The 16,230-nt window shown below is 53.1% G+C and carries 20 protein-coding genes; 12 read left to right on the top strand and 8 right to left on the bottom strand.

Annotated features, from left to right (window positions below):
• The first annotated feature begins 46 nt into the window (after positions 1–46).
• The 3 genes from M6D89_RS11855 (at position 47) to M6D89_RS11845 (ending at position 2,210) form a co-directional block, all read left to right on the top strand.
• Positions 47–385: a P-II family nitrogen regulator gene (locus tag M6D89_RS11855; RefSeq protein ID WP_253968286.1), complete on the top strand. Its 339-nt coding sequence runs from the start codon at positions 47–49 to the stop codon at positions 383–385.
• Between the two features lie 30 nt (positions 386–415).
• Positions 416–1,684: an ammonium transporter gene (locus M6D89_RS11850; RefSeq protein ID WP_253968285.1), complete on the top strand. Its 1,269-nt coding sequence runs from the start codon at positions 416–418 to the stop codon at positions 1,682–1,684.
• Positions 1,685–1,871: 187 nt separating this feature from the next.
• Positions 1,872–2,210, top strand: a complete 339-nt coding sequence (locus M6D89_RS11845) for a P-II family nitrogen regulator (protein WP_253968284.1) — start codon at positions 1,872–1,874, stop codon at positions 2,208–2,210.
• Between the two features lie 64 nt (positions 2,211–2,274).
• Here the strand turns inward: M6D89_RS11845 and M6D89_RS11840 are convergent, their stop codons facing one another.
• Positions 2,275–2,607 (bottom strand): hypothetical protein, encoded by a 333-nt coding sequence (locus M6D89_RS11840; protein ID WP_253968283.1) that lies wholly within the window; start codon positions 2,605–2,607, stop codon positions 2,275–2,277.
• Positions 2,608–2,874: 267 nt separating this feature from the next.
• Between M6D89_RS11840 and M6D89_RS11835 the strand changes: the two genes are divergently transcribed.
• Entirely contained in the window at positions 2,875–3,150 is a 276-nt protein-coding gene (locus M6D89_RS11835) for a hypothetical protein (RefSeq protein ID WP_253968282.1), read from the top strand.
• A gap of 5 nt (positions 3,151–3,155) precedes the next feature.
• Here M6D89_RS11835 and M6D89_RS11830 read toward each other — a convergent pair whose 3' ends face one another.
• The 3 genes from M6D89_RS11830 to M6D89_RS11820 form a co-directional block, all read right to left on the bottom strand.
• A complete protein-coding gene (locus M6D89_RS11830; RefSeq protein ID WP_253968281.1) occupies positions 3,156–3,716 on the bottom strand; it encodes an exopolysaccharide biosynthesis protein in 561 nt (186 codons plus the stop codon).
• A 20-nt stretch (positions 3,717–3,736) separates the two neighbouring features.
• Positions 3,737–3,940, bottom strand: coding sequence for a CsbD family protein (locus M6D89_RS11825; RefSeq protein ID WP_253968280.1), 204 nt, complete (start codon positions 3,938–3,940; stop codon positions 3,737–3,739).
• A gap of 184 nt (positions 3,941–4,124) precedes the next feature.
• Positions 4,125–5,222 carry a GNAT family N-acetyltransferase/peptidase C39 family protein gene (locus tag M6D89_RS11820; RefSeq protein WP_253968279.1) on the bottom strand — a complete coding sequence of 366 codons (1,098 nt, stop codon included), beginning with the start codon at positions 5,220–5,222 and terminating at the stop codon, positions 4,125–4,127.
• Positions 5,223–5,324: 102 nt separating this feature from the next.
• Between M6D89_RS11820 and M6D89_RS11815 the strand changes: the two genes are divergently transcribed.
• The 5 genes from M6D89_RS11815 to M6D89_RS11795 all read left to right on the top strand — a co-directional run bounded on the left by M6D89_RS11815 (position 5,325) and on the right by M6D89_RS11795 (position 10,612).
• Positions 5,325–6,776, top strand: a complete 1,452-nt coding sequence (locus M6D89_RS11815) for a RimK family protein (RefSeq protein WP_253968278.1) — start codon at positions 5,325–5,327, stop codon at positions 6,774–6,776.
• Between the two features lie 150 nt (positions 6,777–6,926).
• Complete coding sequence (locus tag M6D89_RS11810) at positions 6,927–7,952, top strand: outer membrane beta-barrel protein (protein ID WP_253968277.1); 1,026 nt, start codon at positions 6,927–6,929, stop codon at positions 7,950–7,952.
• Positions 7,953–8,115: 163 nt separating this feature from the next.
• Positions 8,116–9,144, top strand: coding sequence for a LacI family DNA-binding transcriptional regulator (locus M6D89_RS11805; RefSeq protein WP_253968276.1), 1,029 nt, complete (start codon positions 8,116–8,118; stop codon positions 9,142–9,144).
• 53 nt (positions 9,145–9,197) lie between these two features.
• Positions 9,198–9,998, top strand: a complete 801-nt coding sequence (locus M6D89_RS11800) for a DUF1206 domain-containing protein (RefSeq protein ID WP_253968275.1) — start codon at positions 9,198–9,200, stop codon at positions 9,996–9,998.
• Positions 9,999–10,003: 5 nt separating this feature from the next.
• Positions 10,004–10,612: a YqaA family protein gene (locus tag M6D89_RS11795; protein ID WP_253968274.1), complete on the top strand. Its 609-nt coding sequence runs from the start codon at positions 10,004–10,006 to the stop codon at positions 10,610–10,612.
• Between the two features lie 13 nt (positions 10,613–10,625).
• Here the strand turns inward: M6D89_RS11795 and M6D89_RS11790 are convergent, their stop codons facing one another.
• Positions 10,626–11,492, bottom strand: coding sequence for a YicC/YloC family endoribonuclease (locus M6D89_RS11790; protein WP_253968273.1), 867 nt, complete (start codon positions 11,490–11,492; stop codon positions 10,626–10,628).
• A 109-nt stretch (positions 11,493–11,601) separates the two neighbouring features.
• On the opposite strand from M6D89_RS11790, the gene rph reads away from it, so the two are divergent.
• Positions 11,602–12,324: a ribonuclease PH gene (gene rph / locus M6D89_RS11785; RefSeq protein ID WP_253968272.1), complete on the top strand. Its 723-nt coding sequence runs from the start codon at positions 11,602–11,604 to the stop codon at positions 12,322–12,324.
• 43 nt (positions 12,325–12,367) lie between these two features.
• On the opposite strand, the gene M6D89_RS11780 is transcribed toward rph, so the two are convergent.
• Positions 12,368–13,138, bottom strand: a complete 771-nt coding sequence (locus tag M6D89_RS11780) for an exodeoxyribonuclease III (protein WP_253968271.1) — start codon at positions 13,136–13,138, stop codon at positions 12,368–12,370.
• Between the two features lie 207 nt (positions 13,139–13,345).
• On the opposite strand from M6D89_RS11780, the gene pyrE reads away from it, so the two are divergent.
• Both pyrE and M6D89_RS11770 read left to right on the top strand, forming a co-directional pair.
• On the top strand, positions 13,346–13,987 hold the full coding sequence (pyrE, locus tag M6D89_RS11775) for an orotate phosphoribosyltransferase (protein ID WP_253968270.1): 642 nt from the start codon (positions 13,346–13,348) through the stop codon (positions 13,985–13,987).
• A gap of 12 nt (positions 13,988–13,999) precedes the next feature.
• On the top strand, positions 14,000–14,617 hold the full coding sequence (locus M6D89_RS11770; RefSeq protein WP_253968269.1) for a hypothetical protein: 618 nt from the start codon (positions 14,000–14,002) through the stop codon (positions 14,615–14,617).
• A gap of 18 nt (positions 14,618–14,635) precedes the next feature.
• Here M6D89_RS11770 and slmA read toward each other — a convergent pair whose 3' ends face one another.
• Both slmA and argB read right to left on the bottom strand, forming a co-directional pair.
• A complete protein-coding gene (gene slmA, locus M6D89_RS11765; protein WP_253968268.1) occupies positions 14,636–15,250 on the bottom strand; it encodes a nucleoid occlusion factor SlmA in 615 nt (204 codons plus the stop codon).
• Positions 15,251–15,325: 75 nt separating this feature from the next.
• On the bottom strand, positions 15,326–16,228 hold the full coding sequence (gene argB, locus M6D89_RS11760) for an acetylglutamate kinase (protein ID WP_253968267.1): 903 nt from the start codon (positions 16,226–16,228) through the stop codon (positions 15,326–15,328).
• Between the last annotated feature and the right edge of the window lie 2 nt (positions 16,229–16,230).

Below are 16,230 nucleotides of genomic sequence, written 5' to 3'. Positions count from 1 at the left end.
GTGTTTCCCGCACTCTCGGGTGCGGGTTTTTTTAGGAGCACAATAAATGAAATTGGTAACAGCGATTATCAAGCCGTTTAAGCTCGATGTGGTGCGCGAAGCGCTATCCGACATCGGCGTGCACGGCATGACCGTCACCGAAGTGAAAGGCTTCGGTCGACAAAAGGGCCACTCTGAACTTTACCGCGGCGCCGAATATGTCGTCGATTTCTTGCCCAAAACCAAGGTGGAAATTGCCGTCAAGGAAGCGGAGCTCGATTCCGTGGTAGAGGCCATCACCAAAGCGGCCAACAGCGGCAAAATTGGCGACGGTAAGATTTTTGTATCCGCGCTCGAGCAGGTTCTTCGGATTCGCACCGGCGAAACCGGAGACCAAGCGCTTTAAAACGAATTGACAACAAACGGGGATTAAGCAATGGAAAATAATATTTTTCATCTGCAGTACGCCATGGACACCTTTTACTTTCTGGTGTGTGGCGCGCTGGTAATGTGGATGGCAGCGGGCTTTGCCATGCTGGAGTCCGGTCTGGTTCGGGCGAAGAACACCACCGAAATTTTGACCAAAAACGTCGCTCTGTACTCCATCTCGTGCATTATGTACCTGGTGTGCGGCTACTACTTTATGTATGGCGGCGGTATCTTTCTTTCCGGCATCGAATCGGTCGATGTAGCTGGCACTTTGTCGGATTTTGCAGGCCGTGACGGCGGTTTTGAAGGTGGCTCTATCTACTCGGGCGCCTCTGACTTTTTCTTCCAGGTGGTATTCGTAGCAACCGCTATGTCAATCGTTTCTGGTGCGGTTGCCGAGCGTATGAAGCTGTGGGCATTCCTGCTGTTCGCGGTGGTTATGACTGGCTTTATCTACCCAGTAGAAGGCGGTTGGACCTGGGGCGGCAATGACGTGCTGGGCCTGTATAACCTGGGCGACCTGGGCTTCTCTGACTTTGCCGGCTCTGGCATTGTGCATATGGCTGGCGCCGCTGCTGCTCTGGCCGGTGTTATCCTGCTGGGTGCACGTAAAGGTAAATACGGTCCCAATGGCGAAATTCACGCGATCACGGGTGCTAACCTGCCGCTGGCGACCCTGGGTACTTTCATCCTGTGGATGGGCTGGTTCGGCTTTAACGGCGGCTCGGTACTGAAGCTGGGCGATATCGCCAACGCCAACTCTGTGGCTATGGTGTTTTTGAACACTAATGCCGCCGCTGCTGGTGGTTTGGTCGCTGCGCTGTTTGTTGCTCGCATCCTGTTCGGCAAGGCCGATCTGACCATGGCGCTGAACGGTGCATTGGCAGGTCTGGTAGCGATTACCGCTGAGCCTTCTACCCCGACTGCACTGGGTGCAACCCTGATCGGTGCTGTGGGTGGCGTGATTGTGGTCTTCTCAATCATCACTCTGGATAAGCTGAAAATCGACGATCCTGTGGGTGCGATCTCGGTACACGGTGTTGTGGGTCTGTTTGGTCTGCTGGTAGTGCCTTTGACCAACGATGGCGCGAGCTTCAGCGGCCAGATCATCGGTGCCCTGACTATCTTCACCTGGGTGTTTGTACTGAGCTTGTTCGTCTGGTTCCTGATCAAACTGGTGATTGGCCTGCGCGTCAGCGAAGAGGAAGAGTACGAGGGTGTGGACCTTGCCGAATGCGGTATGGAAGCCTACCCAGAGTTCACTTCATCTAAGTAAGTCTTAAAATCTGCGGCCCCAAGCGGGTCGCAGATTTTGTTTTCTCTCACGGTTGTGGTGTTAAACGGGGCTTAAGGATGATTTTCCCGCGCACAGCGTGTATCTTTACCTCTAAACCCTCAGCACGGGCACTTGGCTCATCCGCCACTTGCCGCAACGTGAGACCAAGACGAAAAAGGAATCCATAATGAAACTGATTACTGCTGTCGTAAAACCGTTCAAACTTGATGACGTCCGTACTGGATTGTCTGAGGTCGGTGTTCAGGGTATGACGGTGACCGAGGTCAAAGGCTTTGGCCGCCAGAAAGGGCATACCGAGCTGTACCGCGGCGCTGAGTATGTTGTCGATTTTTTGCCCAAGGTTAAAATTGAGTTGGCGGTAGACGACTCTCTGGTTGATCAGGCGGTAGAGGCGATCACCAAGGCGGCTCAAACCGGCAAAATTGGCGACGGTAAGATATTTATTACCCCGCTCGAGGAAATTATTCGCATCCGCACTGGCGAAACAGGGCCGGAGGCGATTTAACAGCCTTGAATGAAACGCAAAAAAAGCGCCTTTGGGGCGCTTTTTTTGTATCTGGGTGATTTTCTTAATCTAAGGCGTTTATCTGCCGGGCGAGCGAACGCCTGATGAGGCGTTGGTAGCGGCGCTGTTGGAGAATAAAAAAGGCGGGCAGAATCACCACTAGCATAACCAGTGCAGCAAGATCCCGCGACAGGGCGAGCGCTGGGGCCAACCAAGCGACAAAGAGCGCTGAGACCGCAAACATAAGCGCAAAGTTCAGGATATTACCCCGCCAGCGCTCGAGCTTTAAGTCGGGGCCAAAGGCATCTTTTTGGGCGGCCTGAAACAACTGCTGCTGTTGCTCGGGGGGGAAGGGGGCCAGCTCGGGAAACTGTTTGAGAATACGCTGAGGCGTCATAGGCGGACTCAAAACCGCAAAGTTTACCCAGAGAATGGTAAGTGTGCAAAGTGAAAATAGCGTAAATAACAAAAATTAAAGTCGGGATTTCGGCTAATAAAAAACTGACCTAAAAAAGTCGAAAAAAGTTGTGACCTAGACCGCCTGATACGCTATAAAGACACAAAAATAAAAGCAAAAATAGCGGGCCACGGGAGACAACATCCCGATGTTTTCGCGTTTAACGCTGGCGAGTTTTGTAGCACACGTTTTAATAGAGGTGTTTATATGGCGAGTCAATATGAGCTTGACGAAACCCGTAATTTGGACCGCGATGAAGAGCTGGACTCTGAAGACAGTGATACTGTTGAGACGGCATCGGAGTCGACCGGCGCTTCTTCTGAAGACTTTAATATAGCCTCGCGAGAGAGGTTGCGCACCGAGCTATCACAGCAAGTCGAGGCGTTTCTGGCGCGCGGTGGTAAAATTAACGAAATCCCTAACCAAAGCGCTAACAATCGGCCCGGTAAGCCCGCCAGTGACTATACCGGCAGTTATTTCTAATCCGGTTATCTGAGCAGAAAGAAAGCGGCGGTAACACTGAGTGTTACGCCGCTTATAATCAGTAAACCATCCTTGGCGACTAATCCCAGCGATATCAATACTAGAATTCCCGAGGGGATGGCGGCGGCAAAAGGGATAGGCCCCAAAACAATCAACGAGCCGGCCAACACCATAATGAGAGCCGCGATCCAGCGGCTGGCTTGTTTGCCCGTTATCCATTGAAATCTGGGTTTAATCACTTTGTCTACGGTGTGCGTAAACCCTTTGGATTTCTCCAGCAGGCGAACGAACTTCTCTCGTTCTACGCTCATGCGAGAAAGCCTTTGAGGTATCCAAGGTTTTTGCTGTCCCACCAATAGTTGTCCCGCCAAAAGTATCATCACGACGCCACAGACGGCGGGTACCCCGGGTATTCCCCCCGTGGGTAAAAACGTGATCAAAGCGGGAATTAGCAACAGTGGCCCGAAACCGCGGCTGGCAAATGTGTCTACCACTTTTCCCAAATGGATTCTGTCTTCACGCTCGGCGTTTTGAATTTGCTCAACCGTTCGGGTTAGCGTCTCCACTGTTGTCTCTCCTGGTAAAATTACTGTTCAAATTTGACCGACCAGACATTCACTTCGTGTTCGGCCGCTTCCTTACTCAGGCCGTAGCGCTCCTGAATTTTACCCACCAGCTTTTCTCGCTCGCCTAGCACTTTGTCGATATCATCGTCCGTTAGTCGGCCCCATTGTTCCAGGGCTTCGCCCTTTAATTGATGCCAGTTGCCTTTAAGTTGTTCAGCGTTCATAGCAAACTCCGGTTGCGAAAATGTGACTGACTGCCAGTGCAGCCAAGCAGTGGCTTTACTGCACTTGGCAGGAGTGCAACTAGCGAGCCAGCCCGACATGCGCATACAAGCGCCGTGTGCGAAGGATTTAACGCGACATTGGCATCGCAATGATCGAGGCGTTTAGAAAAATTACAAAGCCGGGTTATTTATTACCAAAATTGATAGCGGCGCGGTAACCGCGTTTACCGTAGCCAAGAAGCTTATCCAGCATCGTGAGTCGGATCGGGAGGTAGGTGTTATCAATAGCGCTACGGCGGTCATCCGGGTCGCAATCGGGGTCGTTGATATAGGCAAAATTATCGTCCATGGCGACCAACCAAACCCAATGAGGGGCTTTATTGCGGTTGAGCTGATAAGTACTGATAAGGAGAAGAGTTCGGTACCCTTGCTGCAGGGCTTGGCGCAGACGTTCAGTAGTCAGGGCGGTAGTTTCAACGCGGGTGAAGGTATGGGCCAGCTGCTCAACAAAGTAGTGGTGTACGGCTGCAATTAACTGTTTTTTATCTTCGCGGCGCACGCTGTCGATAAAGGGGATGCAATCGCTGGACTGAAGTAGTTCAACCTTAAACCCGCGGTTGCTCAGCGCCAGTGCCAGCCCTTGGGGGGAGCAGCCACCGTGCCCCTGAGTCATAAATACGGTGGTGGCTTCACGCCATAGGTTAATCTCATCGATTTGGGAAAATTGACGTTCCGGTTGCAGGTGCTCCATCGCCATTAGTGCCGCAGCCGGGCCGCAGGTAAATTCAGTCGTTTGGGCATAGAAGGGTAGGCGCGGCGATTGGGTAAGGTGACGCACGAGCCTTTTTTCCAGGCGCAAGCCATCGCCGCCGTCTTCGTAGTAGGCCGGTAATGTATCGATAGAATGGTAACCCAGTGCCGAGTAAAGCGCGCGGGCGGGATGATTATTGGCAGCCACTTCCAGGCGTAAAAACAGAGCCTGATGCTCGTGGGCCCGCTGCTCGGCGGCTTCCATCAATTGCCGTGCCATGCCTCGACCGCGCCAAGCGGGATCAACCGCCAGCGAGTAAATTCTTACCAGCGAAGTACCTCGGCGAAATAAAAGCAGGATGTAGGCCTGCACGGGTTCGCCACACACGAGCAGCTGGTGCTGCCCTGCACTCAGAAAATGTCTTAGGCTCCGCCGGCTAAGTCGGTCGGTGGCAAAGCAGCGTTTTTCCAGCTCGACCAGAGCGTCCAGGTCACTCCCTTGGGCGGTGCGTATGGGGGGGCGGTGAGGCATAACAAGGTGGCTCGTCAAAATTGTATTTTAATCGTTGCTAATTGTGAAAAACTTGCCACACTTGCGCCTTTAGCGTGGGTGTAGCCAGAGGGTGTAAAGCCGATGACCCAATTAAAAATCGTAGTGGATAAACTGTCTGACTGGGAGGGACTTTACCCTTCGGTCGATGTAATGCTGGCTCAGAATTACTTGGTGGAGCAAGCATCCCCGGTGCGGTGTCGGGTGATCAATTTATGCCGCAATTACGATTACTTGTCTAGCGGATATTACTGTTCTCTGTTGGCCGAGGCCCGGGGCGATCAGGTCATCCCTTCGGTTAAAGCGTTGCGTGATCTTTCTGGGCGTCAGTGGCAAGCGGTGCTCGCCCTGGTGCCCGATCTCGACAGCCAATTGCAAACGTTTGCCGGTGAGCAGGACAGATGGTCAATGCTGGTGTGTTTTGGTCGGTCGGCGTATCCCGAATTGACGGATGTGGCGCGGCGTATCTTTGAACAGTTACCCGTTCCAGTTATCCGTCTGCAGTTCGTCAAACGTGGGGGCTGGCGTCTAAGCTCGGTCGAATCGGCCTCGCTCGCGCAATTGAATGAAACCGAGCAGAGCCTGTTTGCGGAGGCTTTGGACGATTACAGCCGTCTGATTTGGCGCAAACCCCGAGCGCGCAAAACCTACAAGTATGATTTGGCGATACTGGTGGATCCTGATGAGGCCATGCCACCTAGCAATCCCCTGGCGATCAAACGTTTTATTCAGGCGGCGGCGCGCCAGGGAATTTGGGCAGAAACCATAGGGCGAAAAGATTTTGCCCGTTTGGTCGAGTATGACGCATTATTCGTGCGTGCCACCACCTCGGTCAATCACTTTACCTATCGGTTTGCCCGCCGCGCCCAGGCCGAAGGTTTAGTGGTGATGGATGATCCAGATTCCATTTTGCGCTGTACTAATAAAGTCTATCTGACGCAGCTGCTTGACACTCACAAGTTACCCATGCCGCCTACGCGTATTTTAACTCGGGCCGATTGTGGCCGCGAGCAGGCGTTGATTGAAGAGTTGGGCCTGCCGGTGGTATTAAAAATACCCGATGGCTCCTTCTCGGTCGGGGTGAAGAAGGCGCAAAGTCTGGAAGAGTTAAAGGTGCTGTTACAGGAAATGTTTCGCCGTAGTGCGCTCTTGCTTGCCCAGGGGTATCTCTACACCGAATTTGATTGGCGCATTGGTGTGCTAAACGGCCAGCCGCTGTACGCCTGTCGTTATTATATGGCGCAAAATCATTGGCAGATCTATAATCACGGCGCCGGTAAGGGGGCCTCGGGCGGGTTCGATGCTATGGCGACCTTCGAAGTGCCCAAACCCGTATTAAAAGCCGCCGTTAATGCTTGTCGTCTTATAGGGGATGGTTTCTACGGCGTGGACCTTAAACAAGACGGTAATAAGGTCTATATTATAGAGGTCAACGACAATCCCTCAGTTGAGTCAGCGGTCGAAGATCACTATTTGGGGGTCGAGCTGTATAATGCTGTAATGGCTGAATTCCGCAGGCGTCTGGAAAAGCGCTAGGGCCCCAAAGAGTTGCTAGCGCATTAAGTATTTATAGGTCATAGTTATCACTGCCGCACCCTGGGGGCAGGGCCACCGTATACTGGTCCTGTGCATGTGATAGCATTAGCAGGTGGAAGTTTCGAATCGTGTATTTTACAGGAGGTACATATGAAAATGAAAAACGGGTTACCCGTAATATTCAGCAGTGTGTTAGCCCTTAGTGGCGTTGTTCAGGCGGATGAGTTTCCTCACGCCAAATCTGGTCTCTATCTTGGTGGTCAGGTTGGGGGAAGCGAGTTTAAATCGGCCTGCCATGATATGGCGATTGAGTGCGAAGACGATGATGAAGCATCAGGTGCTTTTCTGGGTTATCGTTTTAACGATTATTTCGCTATCGAAGGTGGTTATCACGAGCTTGGCGAAGCCACTTCTTGGTACCCACAGGCGCGTCAGGGTAAAAAATCAGAAATTTGGATTGAAGGTTATGATCTGTCGGTTCTGGTTGGTTTGCCATTGTCTGACCGTTGGCTGGCTTATGCCCGCGCCGGTGGTTTCTTTTATGATGCCAATTTAGTAGACGGTGGTGATATCTTTCTGGAAGAGCAGTATGGTTCAGAGGGATGGACCGAAACTGTGGGCGCCGGTATAACCTTCCGCGCCACGGAACGTTTGCAAACCCGTTTGCAGTATCAATATATTAACGAGTTTGGTGACGATTGGGCCAGTCAACCGGATGTTCAGGCTGTAACTTTGGGTGTTTTGTGGCAGTTCGGCAATGTCGAAGGGAAATCGGCTGCGGCTCCCGCGCCGGCTCCTGAGCCGACGCCGGTAGCGGCTCCGGCCCCAGAGCCTGAGCTTCAGACGGAGCCAGTTAATGTGGTCACCGAGTTTGCTTTTGACTCAGCAGTATTGCAGACCCCCGAGGCCCTGGATCATTTGGTAGAAGATCTCAATGCCGAGCCCGAGCTGCAGGTTGAATTGCTGGTAACTGGCTATGCCGATGGCGCAGGCCCCGCCGAATACAACATGAACCTGTCCAAAGAGCGTGCTCAGGTGGTTCATGACTATTTGGTTGATAAAGGCATCTCTTCCAGCCGTATTACCGTGAACTGGAAAGGTGAGACCGAAGCGGCCGGCGACTATCCTAATCCGGAAGATCGCAAAGTGGTTGTGCAAACCGAACTGCCTAAGTAATAACTGAGGCGAAGGGGTAGGGATACCCCCGGTTTTAAAGCCGCTCCCTCGTTGGGGCGGCTTTTTTGTTTTTGGCTCCATAGGGCGTATCGGCCCATCATTCTGCTATCATTGGCACTCGGGTTGATCAACCTGCTGCAAAAACAACAACCGAGAGCAGCCCATGAAAGAGCGTAAACCGACATCTTTTGATATTGCCTACCGCGCGGGTGTATCCCAGGCCACCGTATCGCGCGCCCTGAGCGATAGTCCTCTGGTTAACCAGGAGACCAAGCAACGTATTCAGCAGATTGCGCGCGAACTTAATTATAAGGTCGATAAAAATGCTCGGAATCTCCGCTCGCAAAAGACCAAAACCATTGCATTACTGCTGAACGAAGACCATGGCACGGGGGACTCGTTAATCAACCCGTTTTTCGTCTCCATGGTGGCCAGTATTATTCGCGCCACGGCGAATCAGAGCTATGATCTACTGATATCCTTTCAGCAGTTTAGCGATGACTGGCACGCTGACTATGAAGACGCCAATCGCGCCGATGGCATTATTTTCTTGGGCTACGGTGATTACACCACCTATGTGCAAAAGTTAACCCACCTGGATGAGCAAAATGCTCACTATATTACCTGGGGTCCGGTACTGCCGGGACAGCCGGGGGTTTCTATTGGCTGTGATAACTTTCACGGTGCCAAAAAAGCCGTGCAGCATTTGCTGGGTCTCGGATATCGGAAAATAGCCTTTGTGGGAGATATCTCAGATGGTAGCCCCGAATTCAAACGGCGCTACCAAGGTTATTGTGCGGCGCTGGAAGAGGCCGATATTGCGATGGAGCCAGCATTGCAAATAGCCGCCGAAACCTCCGAGGATTCGGGCTATCGGGCGGCCAATGAGCTGTTTGAGCAGGGTGTGGCCCTCGATGCAGTGTTCGGCGCATCTGACCTGATTGCCATTGGAGCTATGAAGGCCATCGAAGAGCGTGGTCTGGATATTCCGCAAGACCTGGCTGTTATGGGGTTTGATGACATTCCTATTTCGGCCTATACCTATCCCCCCTTGTCGACAGTGCAGCAAAATACCACTTTGGCCGGTGAGCTTTTGGTGGAGAGTTTGTTAAAGCTGATGGAAGGGGAGGAAGTCGAGTCCTTTCTTATTCCCGCCGAGCTTGTCATTCGGGGGTCTTGCGGGGGCAAGTGAGTCGGGAACGTTAATTGCACTCGCCATTTGGTATTTCCAAGTGGATGATCGCTATGTTTAACAGTAGCACGGCAATGAGTGGCTGGGCCCGTGCGGGCTACGCAGCGCGTGGGCTGGTGTATTTGCTAGTGGGGGGGCTTGCTCTGATGGCGTTACTGGGTGCGGGTGGGCGGACCACCGACAGTCGCGGCGCCTTGCAAACTTTAGTCGGCGAACCCTTCGGCCTTGTAACTCTTACCATTGTTGCGCTGAGTCTGGTGGGTTATGCATTGTGGCGCAGTATTCAGGCTTTCGCTGATGCAGACCGCCACGGACGCGATCTAAAGGCCATTGCGATTCGCGCCGGTTTGTTTGCCAGTGCCATTGTTCATCTAACACTGGCCGGATTTGTTATCCAGTTGGTGGTCAGTGCCGGTGGCTCTGACAGTAGCGGTCAGGGGTCACAGGGTGTGGCTCAGTGGTTACTTCAACAACCCTTTGGCAAAACCCTGCTGGGGGCTACAGGGGTGCTCATCATGGTCGTGGGTATAGCCCATGGGGTTAAAGGCTGGCGTGAGCAGTTTGCCAAACACTTACAAATGCGCGAGTCCCTACAGAGCAAACTTTACCCCGTGTGCCGTTTCGGTTTAATCAGTCGCGGCGTGGTCTTGGCGATTATCGGCAGTTTTTTTATCTGGGCGGCCGTACAGGCCGATGCCTCGCAGGCACAGGGGGTAGCAGGGGTAATGGATTTTTTGCGTCAGCAAGTATTCGGTAAAATATTGTTGGGCGCTATGGCGCTGGGGCTTATGGCTTTCGGTTGCTACAGCCTTATCCTTAGTCGTTATCGGCGTTTGGCGATAAAAGGAGTTTAAGGCTGATGGAGCAAAAATTCGCCAGCGCCCGAGCCAAAAAGTGGTTTGACAGAATTAGTCACTCGCCCCATATGTTGTGGTTAATTGGGGTTTTATCTTTTTTAGAGACAATCATCGTGCCTGTGCCTATCGAGCTGGTACTGATCCCGCTTATGGCGGCTAATCGCGATAGAATCTGGCGCATTGCATTTATCACGACCGCCGCGTGTTTGCTGGCATCTTTGGTTGGATATGGCGTGGGCATGGCTTTTTTTGAATCGCTGGGGCGCTGGGTGGTGGAAACTATGGGATGGCAAAAGCCGTTTGAACAGTTTCAGGCGTTTTTCGAGCAGTACGGTTTTGGCGCGATTGTGGTTGTGGGTATTTTACCCATTCCCTTTCAGGTGGCTATGCTCAGTGCGGGTATGACTGGCTACCCAATTTATCTGTTTGTGCTGGCGGCGCTAGTGGCGCGGGGGGTTCGTTACTTTGGCCTGGCTTGGTTGGTGTTTAAGTACGGCGACCGCGTGCAACAAATGTGGCAAGAGCACGCCCTTAAAACCAGTTTGATCGCCGGCGGAGTGGTCGCCGCGCTTTATGCTGTGACGCACTATTTAGCGGCGACTGTGTTTTAGCCACGCGCCGCTATTATTCAATATTTTGCACCTGTTCGCGCATTTGTTCTATCAATACTTTCAGCTCTACCGCGGCCTGAGTCGTTTCGCTAACCACTGATTTAGACGATAGGGTATTGGCTTCGCGGTTGAGCTCCTGCATTAAAAAGTCCAGCCGGCGGCCCAGGGAGTTCTTTTGTTTCAGGGTGCGACGCACTTCCTGAGTATGAGTATCCAACCGATCCAGTTCTTCATCGACATCGGCTTTTTGAGCCATTAAGACAATTTCTTGCTCCAGGCGGTCGGCATCCAGTTCGACCTGGAGGGCGGCTATTTTATTTTGCAGTTTCTCTCGTTGGCCTTTGAGAATATCGGGCAGGCGCTCTCGTAGCTGTACTACCTGAGTGTCAATGGCGTCTAAGCGCTGCTCGATAAAACCGGCCAGCTCGCCCCCTTCGCGGGTGCGGTGTTCAATCAGCTGGTTCAGGGTCTGCTCATACTGCTTGATCGCATTGTCCAGTAAAGCCTCGCGATCTGTGTCGCGGGATATTTGCACACCGGGGTAACGCAGCACTTCCAGCGGGTTAAGCGGTGCACACTGGGGCAGGTGTTCGCCAATACGGTTACAGGCTTCGGCCAGTTGAGCCAGGCGCTCGCTATCCAGCCCGATCTGGCTGTCACGGCTTTCTTCGGCCTGCAGGTGTAGGCTTAACTCTATCTTGCCGCGCTGTAGCTTTTTGCGGGTAATTTCGCGCAGCGAGGTCTCGATTTCACGCAGCTCTTCGGGCAGTCGCAGATACATTTCCAGGTAGCGATGATTGACACTGCGAACCTCCCAAATGAGGGTGTACTCGGGGTGTTTCTGTTCGGTCCGGGCAAAGCCGGTCATACTGCGAGGCATGGAAATTCCTTGACAGGCCGCTGGCCCGCGGCGGTGCATAAACGTTAACATGGGATATTACCACACACGACGGCGAGTAAACGTCGTCTTAACTGACAGGATACGATGTATGCAGCGTCCCAGTGGCCGTGAGAGTAATCAACTTCGCGATATTCGCATTACCCGCCAATTCACTCGCCACGCCGAAGGTTCGGTTTTGGTGGAGTTTGGCGATACCAAAGTAATCTGTACCGCCAGCGTCGTGCCCGGCGTTCCACCGTTTTTGCGCGGACAGGAGCAGGGCTGGTTAACCGCTGAGTACGGCATGTTACCCCGCTCCACCGGTACCCGAATGGGGCGTGAAGCCGCACGGGGCAAGCAGGGCGGACGCACGGTAGAGATTCAGCGTCTGATCGGTCGTTCGCTGCGTGCGGCGGTGGATCTGACCAAGCTGGGTGAGAATACTCTGCATATCGATTGCGACGTGATTCAGGCCGATGGCGGTACCCGCACGGCATCTATTACCGGCGCCTGGGTGGCGGTGGCCGATGCCATGGCGTGGATGAAGGCGCAGGGTAAAGTCAAAGAAAGCCCGCTGTTGCGTGCCATCGCCTCAGTATCTGTGGGTATTTATCAGGGTGAACCCGTATTGGACCTGGATTATCCCGAAGACTCGAACGCCGATACCGATATGAATGTGGTTATGGCCGATGACGGCGGAATTATTGAAATTCAAGGCACAGCTGAAGCCGAACCTTTTACGGAAAACGAGTTTGCTGCAATGCTTAAGTTGGCTAAGCAGGGAATTGCTGAATTGAATAAGCTGCAGCGCGAGGCGCTTGCACAGGGGTAAGGGTCTACGAATAAGGGGCGGTATCCGTTCCCCGTTCCCCGTTCTATAGCTCGATATCGTAATCGACAATTACTGGCAGGTGGCTGGAGAACTGGCTGTTCTTGTAGATCGCGCCGTGCTCCACCCGCTGACCAATGGCGTTGGAGGCTACCTGAAAGTCGGTGCGCCAGCCCGGGCCTGTGCCGATGTTGCCCTCGGGCCACCAGCTGTATTCGTCTGGATCGCGAATGGCGCGGCGAAAAGCGTCCACATAGCCGATCTGGTTAAACAGCTGGCTTAGCCATTGCCGTTCGTGGGGGAGAAAGCCGGACTCGGTTTGCAGGGCATCAGAGTCGGTGACATCCCGGGGCGTATGGGCCATTTGCCAATTGCCGCAAAAGATATACTCGCGTCGTTTGCGGGTAATCTTGTCCATGTGAGCCTGCAGGTCATCAAAGAAATTAATTTTCACCTCTTGCGATTCCAGCTCCGAACTGGCGCTGGGAGCGAGTAGCGAGCCGATGCTCATATGCTCGTAATCGACCTGGAGGTAGCGACCTTCCATATCCACGCCCGAAGAAAAGCCCAGCCCAAAGATTAATGCCTTGGGTTGTTTGCGGGTGTAGATGGCCACGCCGTTGTAGTGCGGCGTTCCGGAATCAAAAAAGTAAGCGAAATAGCCCTCAGGGTGAAAAATATCGTCGTCCAACTCGTATTCGAGTGCACGCAAATCCTGTAGGCAGATAACATCCGCGTCTTGATTATCCAGCCATTCGTATAGGCCTCGTTGTGCCGCCTGGAAGATTCCATCGACACTCAGACTGATAACTCTCATGTTAGCCCCTTAGTTGCGGACTGTGTATGATACCCGAGCCAGACGCGGTTGTGGTATGCGAAGGCAGGGCTCGCGCGGCATAGGCGCAATTTTTTAACAATTTTTTATTTTTTTTGGTTAAAAAATAGACTCTCAGGCAGCTCTGTATGCCGCCCGCGTTTGTTTATAATAGCCTCTTTTGACGAAATCTCTATAGGAACGGCCAAGATGAAAGACTACCAGCGCGACTTTATCGAGCTCGCTATAGCCAAAGAAGCCCTGTTGTTTGGTGAGTTTACCTTAAAGTCGGGCCGGGTAAGCCCCTATTTTTTTAATGCCGGCCGCTTTTTTCAAACCGGCCAGGGCCTGGCGTCGTTGGGACGTTTCTATGCCCAGGCAATTGTCGATGCCGGGGTCGAGTTTGACCTTGTGTTTGGCCCCGCTTACAAGGGTATTCCTCTGGCGAGTGCCACGGCGGTGGCGCTGGCCGAACATCACGGGCTTGATTATCCCTATTGTTTTAATCGCAAAGAGGCCAAAGACCACGGCGAGGGCGGCAGCTTAGTCGGGGCAGCGCTTGAGGGGCGTGCGCTGATCGTCGATGATGTGATTACCGCCGGTACCGCTGTGCGTGAGGTGATGGATATTATTGCAGGGGCCAATGCCAAGCCCGCCGGCGTCGTTATTGGTCTGGATCGCCAGGAGCGGGGCAAGGGCGAGCTGTCGGCCATTGGTGAGGTTGAGCGGGACTACCAGATTCCGGTGGTAAACATTATTACCCTGAACGACATTATCAGCTATCTTGAACAGCAAGGTGGTGTCGAGCACCTTGAGGCGATCAAAGCCTATCGTGCTGCCTATGGGGTATAGCGGAGACTGATCATGAAGAGTATTAATCAGCTGGGCTTGGCAATAGCAATAATGCTCGCGCCGCTCGCGTTGGGCGCAGAAGAGGATGACTTTAGCGATTTGGGAGATGTCCTGTTTCGCTATACCAACGCCCAGGGCAGCTATGTCGTCGAGCAGAGTATCCCCCCGGCCGCGGCCGCTGGGGGTTACGATATTATTACCCGCAATGGGCGCGTACTTAAAACTGTGCCCGCCGCCCCTAAGGGTGAAGATGCGGTTAAGTATGCCGAAAAGCTACGCCGCGAAGCTGCCCAGGCCGAGTGGGATACTCACCTTAAACGCCGTTTCAGCTCCGTTAAAGATATCGAGTCAGCCAAAAAGCGCGCGTTAACCGAGTTGCAGGGAACGCTCAGTATTTTGCGAGCCAATCGTGGTGGCATTACCGCGCAGCTGGAAGATCAGCAGCGCCGAGCGGGGGTTATGGAACGCAATGGTCAACCGGTGTCGGAAACCATTTTGCAAAACATTCAAAGCTTGGAGTCGGAAGCGCGCGAATTGGAAAAGCAAATTGAAGCGCGCAATCAAGAGTTGGATAAAAAAGCGGCCAAATACGATCGCGACATTGAACGCTTCAAAGAGATCAGTTCTTAACGATCCCTGACTGATCCGTTAGCGAGGCACCTGAGGAACTGGGCTTAGTAATGGGTTGGCAATCACCGGCCACTGATCGGCCCAGTACTCGGTGGGGGCGCGGCGAAACTCACTGCGCACAAATTGGGTGATTCGGCCATCGGCAAAACTGATCAGCACATTGGCTGCCGCCGATAGGGGCAGGTTGGGGCGCAGCCCCTGGCGCAATTCCGCTTCGCGCAATATTTGTTTAAGCTGCGTTTCGATGCGCTCAAACAGCTGAGCCACCCGATTGCGCAAACGATCGGTTTCGCCGGTTAACGCATCGCCGGTTAACAGCCGAGTAATGCCGGGGTTGCGCTCGGTAAAGCTCAGCAATAAAAAGAGGATTTTTTCGCAGCGCTCCAGCGCCCCTGGCTCCTCACTCATGATAAGTTTAATCCGCGAAAAAATCGTCTCTTCGATAAACTCAATTAATCCCTCAAACATTTTCGACTTGCTGGGAAAATGGCGGTAGAGCGCCGCCTCGGATACGCCTACCTCTTTGGCCAGGGCCGCGGTGGTAATGCGCGCACCTGGGCTCGCCTCGAGCATTTGCGCCAGAGACTCCAAAATTTGTTGGCGGCGGGATACTTTGGGCTGGTTTTTAGTCATGCTGAACGCTCTTTAAGTCGAACTGCCCGAATCCGCTGCGGGCAGGGGTAATGTTTGCAGTTGTTTACGGCTGTGTTAAAGCGATTTATTGGTAATCAAAGTGCCCACGCCGATATCGGTAAAGATTTCCAACAGTACCGCGTGAGAGACTCGGCCGTCGACAATATGCGCCGAGGTAACACCGCACTTGACCGCGTCCAGAGCGCAACTGATTTTGGGCAGCATGCCGCCGTAAATGGTGCCGTCGGCGATCAGGTCGTCTACCTGGGCGGTGGACAGCCCCGTTAAAATTTCGCCGTCCTTATTCATCAGGCCCGCGACATTGGTCAGTAGCATTAGCTTTTCGGCCTGCAGCACTTCGGCAATTTTGCCCGCGACCAGGTCGGCGTTAATATTGTACGAGGCGCCGTCTTTACCCACACCGATGGGCGCGATCACCGGAATAAAATCGCTGTTTAACAGCATATCGATTACTGATTTGTTAATCGAAGCGACCTCGCCCACATGACCGATATCGATAATTTCCGAGGTGGAAACCTCCGGTGTCTGGGCTTTGACTTCGAGTTTCTTCGCGCGGATTAACTGTCCGTCTTTACCGGTTACACCGATTGCCTCGCCCCCGTTGCGGTTGATGAGGCTGACAATCTGCTTGTTCACCGTGCCGCCCAATACCATTTCCACCACATCCATGGTTTTGCTGTCGGTGACGCGCATGCCGTTTACGAAATTTGAATCTATATTGAGCTTGTTCAATAAATCGCCGATTTGTGGGCCTCCGCCGTGAACCACAATCGGATTCATGCCCACCAGTTTCATCATCACAATATCGCGGGCAAAGCTGTTTTGCAGCTCTTCGTCCACCATGGCGTTGCCGCCAAATTTGACCACAATGGTTTTACCGGTAAAGCGTTGGATGTAGGGCAGTGCCTCGGTTAATACCTGGGCAATGTTCATCGCAGCGTCGCGATTTAAAGACATAG

The sequence above is a fragment of the Gilvimarinus xylanilyticus genome (assembly GCF_024195295.1).
GTDB classification, from domain to species: domain Bacteria; phylum Pseudomonadota; class Gammaproteobacteria; order Pseudomonadales; family Cellvibrionaceae; genus Gilvimarinus; species Gilvimarinus xylanilyticus.
Note: the sequence above shows the minus strand (reverse complement) of the source record. Positions and strands in the feature narration are given on the sequence as shown.

Coding starts and splice junctions, on each gene's coding strand:
- slmA (WP_253968268.1), bottom strand. CDS start 15,250: ATGACTAAAAACCAGCCCAAAGTATCCCGCCGCCAACAAATTTTGGAG.
- M6D89_RS11805 (WP_253968276.1), top strand. CDS start 8,116: ATGAAAGAGCGTAAACCGACATCTTTTGATATTGCCTACCGCGCGGGT.
- argB (WP_253968267.1), bottom strand. CDS start 16,228: ATGTCTTTAAATCGCGACGCTGCGATGAACATTGCCCAGGTATTAACC.
- pyrE (WP_253968270.1), top strand. CDS start 13,346: ATGAAAGACTACCAGCGCGACTTTATCGAGCTCGCTATAGCCAAAGAA.
- M6D89_RS11855 (WP_253968286.1), top strand. CDS start 47: ATGAAATTGGTAACAGCGATTATCAAGCCGTTTAAGCTCGATGTGGTG.
- M6D89_RS11825 (WP_253968280.1), bottom strand. CDS start 3,940: ATGAACGCTGAACAACTTAAAGGCAACTGGCATCAATTAAAGGGCGAA.
- M6D89_RS11790 (WP_253968273.1), bottom strand. CDS start 11,492: ATGCCTCGCAGTATGACCGGCTTTGCCCGGACCGAACAGAAACACCCC.
- M6D89_RS11795 (WP_253968274.1), top strand. CDS start 10,004: ATGGAGCAAAAATTCGCCAGCGCCCGAGCCAAAAAGTGGTTTGACAGA.
- M6D89_RS11800 (WP_253968275.1), top strand. CDS start 9,198: ATGTTTAACAGTAGCACGGCAATGAGTGGCTGGGCCCGTGCGGGCTAC.
- M6D89_RS11770 (WP_253968269.1), top strand. CDS start 14,000: ATGAAGAGTATTAATCAGCTGGGCTTGGCAATAGCAATAATGCTCGCG.
- M6D89_RS11845 (WP_253968284.1), top strand. CDS start 1,872: ATGAAACTGATTACTGCTGTCGTAAAACCGTTCAAACTTGATGACGTC.
- M6D89_RS11815 (WP_253968278.1), top strand. CDS start 5,325: ATGACCCAATTAAAAATCGTAGTGGATAAACTGTCTGACTGGGAGGGA.
- M6D89_RS11820 (WP_253968279.1), bottom strand. CDS start 5,222: ATGCCTCACCGCCCCCCCATACGCACCGCCCAAGGGAGTGACCTGGAC.
- M6D89_RS11835 (WP_253968282.1), top strand. CDS start 2,875: ATGGCGAGTCAATATGAGCTTGACGAAACCCGTAATTTGGACCGCGAT.
- M6D89_RS11780 (WP_253968271.1), bottom strand. CDS start 13,138: ATGAGAGTTATCAGTCTGAGTGTCGATGGAATCTTCCAGGCGGCACAA.
- rph (WP_253968272.1), top strand. CDS start 11,602: ATGCAGCGTCCCAGTGGCCGTGAGAGTAATCAACTTCGCGATATTCGC.
- M6D89_RS11840 (WP_253968283.1), bottom strand. CDS start 2,607: ATGACGCCTCAGCGTATTCTCAAACAGTTTCCCGAGCTGGCCCCCTTC.
- M6D89_RS11810 (WP_253968277.1), top strand. CDS start 6,927: ATGAAAATGAAAAACGGGTTACCCGTAATATTCAGCAGTGTGTTAGCC.
- M6D89_RS11850 (WP_253968285.1), top strand. CDS start 416: ATGGAAAATAATATTTTTCATCTGCAGTACGCCATGGACACCTTTTAC.